Below are 7,669 nucleotides of genomic sequence, written 5' to 3' on the forward strand. Positions count from 1 at the left end.
GGCGGGTTCTAACCCGCCTTGCCACTCACGACCGGCGTCCGCGCGTGACCGGTCGGCAGCGGCGCGTGTCGTGATCGTTTCCGCCCGAAGGAGCCGCGCGTCGGTGCACTCCCGCGGCCCCGCCGAGGCGCACAATCGAGCCCGGCGAGTGCGGGATAAGGTGGGAGACCCGCCGCGCGCCGGTCCGGTCCACCTAGGGGAGGTTTTCGCTGGTGTCGAACGATTCCTTCGTCCACCTGCACGTCCACACCGAGTACTCGATGCTCGACGGTGCGGCGAAGATCGCCCCCCTCTTCGCGGAGGCCGCGCGTCTCGGCATGCCCGCGGTCGGCATGACCGACCACGGCAACATGTACGGCGGCGACGAGTTCTACCAGCAGTCCAAGAAGGCCGGGATCAAGCCGATCATCGGCATCGAGGCCTACATCGCGCCGGAGAGCCGGTTCCACAAGAAGCCCGTCTTCTGGGGCCAGGCCAACCAGCGCGGCTCGGACGAGTTCGGTGAGGGCGGCGACGTCTCCGGTGGCGGTGCGTACACGCACATGACCATGCTCGCCTCGAACGCGACCGGCCTGCGGAACCTCTTCAAGCTGTCCTCGCTGGCCAGCATGCAGGGCTACTACCGCAAGCCCCGGATGGACCGCGAGCTGATCTCCGAGAACCACTCGGGGATCATCGCCACCACCGGCTGCCCGTCCGGCGAGGTGCAGACCCGGCTGCGGCTGGGCCAGCGCGAGGAGGCCATCCAGGCCGCGTCCGACTACAAGGACATCTTCGGCGCCGACAACTTCTTCCTCGAGCTGATGGACCACGGCCTGCCGATCGAGCGGTCGGTCCGCGAGGGCCTCCTGGAGATCGGCCGGCTGCTCGACCTCAAGCCGATCGCCACCAACGACTCGCACTACGTCACCAAGGACCAGGCGGACACGCACTCGGCGCTGCTGTGCGTCCAGGCCGGCAAGACCCTCAACGACCCGACCCGGTTCAAGTTCGACGGCGACGGCTACTACCTCAAGTCCGCCGCCGAGATGCGCGAGTACTGGGACAAGGAGGTCCCGGGCGCGGCCGACACGACGCTGATGATCGCCGAGCGCGTCGAGTCCTACGAAGAGGTGTACGCGCACAAGGACCGGCTGCCGTTCTTCGAGGTGCCGGAGGGCTACGACCAGGGCAGCTGGCTGCGCGAAGAGGTCCAGCGCGGCCTGAAGTGGCGCTTCCCGGACGGCGTGCCGGACGAGTACTACAACGAGCGCATCGAGATCGAGCTCGACGTCATCATCGGGAAGGGCTTCCCGGCCTACTTCCTGATCGTCGCCGACCTCATCAGCTACGCCCGCCGCGTCGGCATCCGGGTCGGCCCCGGCCGTGGTTCGGCCGCCGGCTCGCTGGTCGCGTACGTCCTCGGTATCACGAACCTGGACCCGATCCCGCAGAAGCTGCTGTTCGAGCGGTTCCTCAACCCCGAGCGCGTCTCGATGCCCGACATCGACATCGACTTCGACGACCGCCGGCGCGGCGAGATGATCCGGTACGCCACCGAGAAGTACGGCGCGGACAAGGTCGCCCAGGTCATCACCTTCGGCACCATCAAGACCAAAGCGGCGATCAAGGACTCCGCGCGCGTCCACTTCGGCCAGCCCGGGTACGCGATCGCGGACAAGATCTCCAAGGCGCTGCCGCCGCCGATCATGGCGAAGGACATCCCGCTCTCGGGCATCGTCGACAACAAGCACGAGCGCTACGGCGAGGCCGCCGAGGTCCGCGCGCTGGTCGAGACCGACGAAGAGTGCAAGACGATCTTCGAGACCGCCCGTGGCCTCGAAGGCCTGATCCGCAACGCGGGCGTGCACGCCTGCGCGGTCATCATGTCGTGCGACCCGCTGACCGACGCGATCCCGCTCTGGCAGCGCGACGACGGCTCGATCATCACCGGCTGGGACTACCCGTCGTGCGAGGCCATCGGCCTGCTGAAGATGGACTTCCTGGGCCTGCGGAACCTCACCGTCATCGGTGACGCGATCGACAACATCAAGGCCAACCGCGGGATCGACATCGACCTCGACACCCTGGGCGTCGAGGACCCGGAGACGTACAAGCTGCTCGCCCGCGGCGACACGCTCGGCGTGTTCCAGCTGGACGGCGGGCCCATGCGCGACCTGCTCCGCCGCATGGAGCCCACGGTGTTCGACGACATCGTCGCGGTCGGCGCGCTCTACCGCCCCGGCCCGATGGGCATGAACGCGCACAACGACTACGCCGACCGGAAGAACAACCGGCAGAAGGTCAAGCCGATCCACCCGGAGCTCGACGAGCCGCTGCGGGAGATCCTGGCCGACACCTACGGCCTGATCGTGTACCAAGAGCAGATCATGCACATCGGCCAGAAGGTGGCCGGCTACACGATGGGGCGGGCAGATGTTCTGCGCCGCGCGATGGGCAAGAAGAAGAAGGAAGTCCTCGACCTCGAGTACGAGGGCTTCGAAGCCGGGATGAAGGCCAGTGACCTGGTCCCGGGCGGGTTCTCCGCCGAAGCCGTCAAGGCGCTCTGGGACACGATCCTCCCGTTCGCCGGCTACGCGTTCAACAAGAGCCACGCGGCCGCGTACGGCCTGGTCTCCTACTGGACCGCGTACCTCAAGGCGAACTTCACGCCCGAGTACATGGCCGCGCTGCTCACCTCGGTGGGTGACAACAAGGACAAGTCGGCGGTCTACCTGTCCGAGTGCCGCCGGCTCGGCATCAAGGTGCTCCCGCCGGACGTCAACGAATCGGCCCTGCGCTTCGCGGCCGTCGGGGACGACATCCGCTTCGGGCTGGGTGCCGTCCGCAACGTCGGCGCGAACGTCGTCGAGTCGATCATCAAGACCCGCGAGGAGAAGGGCAAGTACGCGTCCTTCACCGACTTCCTCGACAAGTCCGAGCTCGTGGCCTGCAACAAGCGGGTGATCGAGTCGCTGATCAAGGCGGGCGGGTTCGACTCGCTCGGCCACACGCGGCTGTCGATGATCCAGGTCCACGAAGACGCGGTCGAAGCCGTCGTCCCGCTCAAGCGCCAGGAGGCGATGGGCCAGTTCGACCTGTTCGGCTTCGGCGGCGACGAGGGGGAGGCGGCGCCGTCGTCGTCCCCGCTCGCGCACCTGAAGTTCGGCGAGGAGGAGTACCCGCGCAAGCAGCTGCTCGCCTACGAGCGCGAGATGCTCGGCCTGTACGTCTCGGCGCACCCGCTGGACGGCGCCGAGCGGATCCTGCGCAAGCACGCGCCCAAGCCGATCGCGAGCATCCTCAACGACCCGCCGAAGGAAGGTGAGCTCGTGATCTCCGGGCTGATCACCTCCCTCGAGCGGCGGGTCAACAAGAAGGGCGAACCCTGGGCGATCTGCACGGTGGAGGACATGGACGCTTCGCTCGAGGTCCTGTTCTTCCCGAAGTCGTACGCGCTGTTCGCGAGTGAGCTGATCGAGGACAACGCGGTGCTGGTCAAGGGCCGGGTGAACTGGCGCGAGGACAAGATGTCGGTCTTCGGCGGCGGCCTGGCCACACTGGACCTGTCCGAGGTCGGCACCGGCAACGGCGACGACGAGCCGCCGCTGGTCCTGCTGGCCGCGGCGGAGAAGATCGACCAGTCGGTGGTGAGCGAGCTGCGGTCGACGCTGCTCGCCCACAAGGGGGAGACCCCGGTGCACCTCAAGCTGGTGGGCAAGAACCAGACGGTCTTCGCGCTCTACGACTACCCGGTGAAGGTCAGCTCGATGCTGATCGGCGAGCTGAAGGGCATCCGCGGAATCACCGCGTCGACGTGACGTTCCTCGGGGCGGGATCCGGGCGCACAGCGCGCGCGGATCCCGCCTTTCGTGTTTGCTGGACAGGATGACGTACGAACCCGACCCCCGCCGCTGGAAAGCGCTTGCCGTCTCGCTGACGGCCGGGTTCATGGGCTTGCTCGACGTCAGCATCGTCAACGTCGCCCTCCCCTCGATGCAGGCCGGCCTGCACGCGAGCAGCGGCGGGATCCGCTGGGTCGTCTCCGGCTACGCGCTGGCGTTCGGCCTGGTGCTGGTCACCGGCGGCCGCCTCGGGGACGCGTTCGGCCGGCGGAACATGTTCCTCGGCGCCCTCGCCGCGTTCGTCCTCACCAGCGCGCTGGCCGGCGCGGCCCCGAACGAGCTCACGCTGGTCATCGCGCGGCTCGCCCAGGGGGTCGCGGCGGGCATGCTGACCCCGCAGAACACCGGCCTGATCCAGGACCTCTTCCGCGGCGCCGAGCGCGGCCGCGCGTTCGGGATGTTCGGCGCCGTCGTCGGGATCTCCACGGCGGTCGGCCCGATCCTCGGGGGCGCCATCATCGCGCTCTTCGGCGCCGAGGACGGCTGGCGCTGGGTGTTCTACGTCAACGTCCCGATCGGCGTCCTGGCGTTCGCCCTGGCCCTGCGGCTGCTGCCGCGGAGTGAGAAGAAACAGCTCAGGATCCGGTCGGAGATCGACTTCGTCGGCATCGGGCTGCTGGCCGTGGCCGTCCTCGGCGTGCTGCTCCCGGTCGTCGAGTCCGACCAAGGCGGTCTCGCCCGGTTGTGGTGGCTGTTCCCGGTCGCGCTCGTCTTCGGGGTCGTGTTCGTGCGCTGGGAGCGCTCGGTGGTCCGGCGCGGGCGGTCGCCGCTGCTGGACACCCGCCTGTTCACCGGCACCCCCGGCTACGCGGCCGGCGCGGCGGTCGGTGCCCTCTACTTCTGCGGCTTCGCCGGGATCTGGCTGGTCTTCGCGATGTACTTCCAGCAGGGTCTCGGCTATTCGCCGCTGCAGTCGGGCCTGTCGGTGACGCCGTTCGCGCTCGGCTCGGCGGTGTCGGCCGCGGTCGCCGGGCGGCTCGTGCCCCGGTACGGCCGCCGTCTCACGGTGACCGGGCTGGCCATGGTCGCCGCCGGGCTGCTGGGTGTCGCGCTGCTCGCCGAGCTGGTCCCGCCGTCGGCGTCCGGGTGGGCGTTCGCGCTGCCGCTGCTCTTCGCGGGCGTGGGCGGCGGGATGGTGATCTCGCCGAACACGACGTTGACGCTGGAGTGCGTGCCGGTCCGGATGGCCGGCGTCGCCGGCGGCGCGCTGCAGACCGGGCAGCGGATCGGCACGGCGATCGGCACCGCGGTGCTCGCGTCGGTCTTCGGCCTGGTCCTCGGCCACGGCTATCCCGTGGCGCTCACCGTCGCGCTCGGCTGCGCGGCCGTCCTGACGTGCGGCGCGCTCGCGCTGGCGGTCGCCGAGCTCCGGGCGCGGCGGCACCGGGCGTCCGAGCAGGAGCGGGAAGCCCGGAAGGCCGAGACGTCCGCCGCGGACGTCCACCGGGGTTGAGACACTACTTTCCGCAGATTCGCGATGCTCCATCCGAGTGACGAGCGAGGAAAGACCCTGGTGCTACGGAGAGCGACCGGGTAGATCTTATGGAGCCTTCACTGCGCGGCTTCGGCTACCGACAGTGGCAATCAGTCGGCCACCCGGGGATGGGGTGACCGGCTCGAGCGATCGAGGCGTCCGGAGTTCGAGGGAATGGACACACTCGGTCACCTTCCGTCCAGTGAGTGTCGGCGTCCGCGGGGGACCGTCCGGCGCTCGCGGAAGGGCTGCCCATCGGTGCCCGCCGGCGCGTGACGGCGGCGGGCGGGCCCGGGTGAGGGGGAACCGGGCCCGTCCGTCTGCTTCACCCGTGTCGTGCTCGCCGCTCCCGTGCCGCTCGTGCTGGGATGATCGCGTCCGTCCGAGGCCGACGCGGGGGAGTCCCGATGACCGAACAGCCGTCCGGGACCCGGGTCTGGTACCGGCCGATGCGCTCCCGCGACCGCGGTGAGCACCACCGCGTCGCGACCCCGCTGGAACTGCTCTTCGACCTGTGTTTCGTGGTCGCCGTCGGCCAGGCCGCGGCGGCGTTGCACCACGCGCTCGCGGAGGGGCACGCCGCGCACGGCGTGACGTCGTTCGCGATGGTGTTCTTCGCGATCTGGTGGGGCTGGCTCAACTTCAGCTGGTTCGCCTCGGCGTTCGACACCGACGACGTCCCGTACCGGCTGGCCACGCTCCTGCAGATCGCCGGCGGCCTGACCATCGCGGCCGGGGTGTCCACCGCGTTCGAGGGCGACTTCCGCGTGATCGTCGCCGGGTACGTCCTGATGCGGCTGGCGATGGTGGTCCAGTGGCTGCGCGCGGCGCGCTCGGAGCCGGAGTGCCGTCCGGCCGCGTTGCGCTACGCCGCCGGGATCGTGGTGGTCCAGGTGCTGTGGATCGCGCGGCTGTGGGTACCGGCGACGGCGGGCGCCGTCGCGTTCGTCGTGCTGGTGCTGGCGGAGCTCGCGGTGCCGGTGTGGGCCGAGAGCCGCGGGGGGACGACGTGGCACCCGCACCACATCGCCGAGCGGTACGGCCTGTTCACGCTGATCGTGCTCGGCGAGACGATCCTGAGCGCGACCAACGCGATCAAGGAGGGAACGGCCGAGCCAGGGCACATCGGAGCACTGGTGTCACTGGCCGCGGCCGGCCTGGTGCTCGTGTTCTCGATGTGGTGGCTGTACTTCGACCGGCCGGGACACGCCCGGCTGGTCCGCCGCCCGGGCATGTTCACCTCGATGAGCTGGGGCTACGGCCACTACTTCATCTTCGCCTCCGCGGCGGCGGTCGGCGCGGGCCTCGAGGTGGCGGTGGCGTACGACACGGGGACATCGCACCTCGGCGGAGTGGCGGCGGCATTGCCGACCACGGTGCCGGTGGCGGTGTTCCTGCTGAGCGTGTGGTTGCTGCACATAGGGCCGACGAACGAGTGCCGCCCGATCGCCATCGGCTTCCCGGCAACGGCGGCGCTGGTCCTGACAGCCTCGTTCACACCGGCCCCGATCCACGCGGCGGCCGGCCTGACGGCGGCACTGGTGGTGGTGACGGTCATCGCAACGCACGGCTCCCCGCGGCCGGCTTGAGGTGCTGGGTCGCCGCGGCCGGTCTGACGGGCGCGCCGGGGTCCGCGGCCGGGCTTGAGGGGCCACCGGCCTCCGGGCTGGCCTGTGGCGCAACGGCGTCCGCGGTGGTCTAAGGGGCACCGGTTGCTGGGGCTGGCTTGATCGGCGCAACCGGTCTCCGCGTTCGGCCTGAGGGAGCGCCGGTCTCCGCGGCCGCCCACCGGCCCCCGCTGTCGGCCCGAGCGGCGCACCGGTCTCCCCGGCCGGCTTGAGCGGCGCACCGGGCGTCGGGGCCGTCTCCCCGCCGTGGCGGCCGTATCGGTGCAGGTCAGAGGCCTGGCGCGAAAAAAGGTACCCCCCTGTGCAAGGGGGTTTCGGGGGCATGTAAAGTTCTCCAAGTCGCCAGGGAAACCGAGCGGCCGCCGGGAACACGAACCAAGCTCCCACGATCGTGGTAGAGTGGGTGGTCCCGAACCAGGGTGGTATCCCTGGAACAAAGCTTGAAACAAAAGCCGAAGACCAAGGCGCCTTCGCGGCGCGGCGGTCCGAAGTGTGTTGCTTGAGAACTCAACAGTGTGCTAGTGAACTAAGCCAGTAGAGCTTATTATTGAAACCCCCTCGTCGGGGTTTCCTTTGAGAGCAATACATTTTGCCTCGATTGAATTCGAAGACATTGTTGGAGAGTTTGATCCTGGCTCAGGACGAACGCTGGCGGCGTGCTTAACACATGCAAGTCGAACGCT

At 69.3% G+C, this 7,669-nt stretch carries 3 protein-coding genes and 1 rRNA gene; all 4 read left to right on the top strand.

What is annotated here, in order from left to right; genetic code table 11:
* Nucleotides 1–212: 212 nt before the first annotated feature.
* Complete coding sequence (dnaE, locus tag ACWEVN_RS44365; RefSeq protein ID WP_449687833.1) at nucleotides 213–3,800, top strand: DNA polymerase III subunit alpha; 3,588 nt, start codon at nucleotides 213–215, stop codon at nucleotides 3,798–3,800.
* A gap of 67 nt (nucleotides 3,801–3,867) precedes the next feature.
* On the top strand, nucleotides 3,868–5,337 hold the full coding sequence (locus tag ACWEVN_RS44370) for an MFS transporter (RefSeq protein WP_452055295.1): 1,470 nt from the start codon (nucleotides 3,868–3,870) through the stop codon (nucleotides 5,335–5,337).
* Nucleotides 5,338–5,765: 428 nt separating this feature from the next.
* A complete protein-coding gene (locus tag ACWEVN_RS44375) occupies nucleotides 5,766–6,947 on the top strand; it encodes a low temperature requirement protein A (protein ID WP_452055296.1) in 1,182 nt (393 codons plus the stop codon).
* 652 nt (nucleotides 6,948–7,599) lie between these two features.
* Nucleotides 7,600–7,669 (top strand): 16S ribosomal RNA (locus ACWEVN_RS44380); the annotation flags it as partial.

The sequence above is a fragment of the Amycolatopsis sp. NPDC003861 genome (assembly GCF_053605405.1).

Excerpts from the sequence above, each read along its gene's own strand:
- ACWEVN_RS44370 (WP_452055295.1), top strand. The coding sequence starts at position 3,868 with ATGACGTACGAACCCGACCCCCGCCGCTGGAAAGCGCTTGCCGTCTCG.
- ACWEVN_RS44375 (WP_452055296.1), top strand. The coding sequence starts at position 5,766 with ATGACCGAACAGCCGTCCGGGACCCGGGTCTGGTACCGGCCGATGCGC.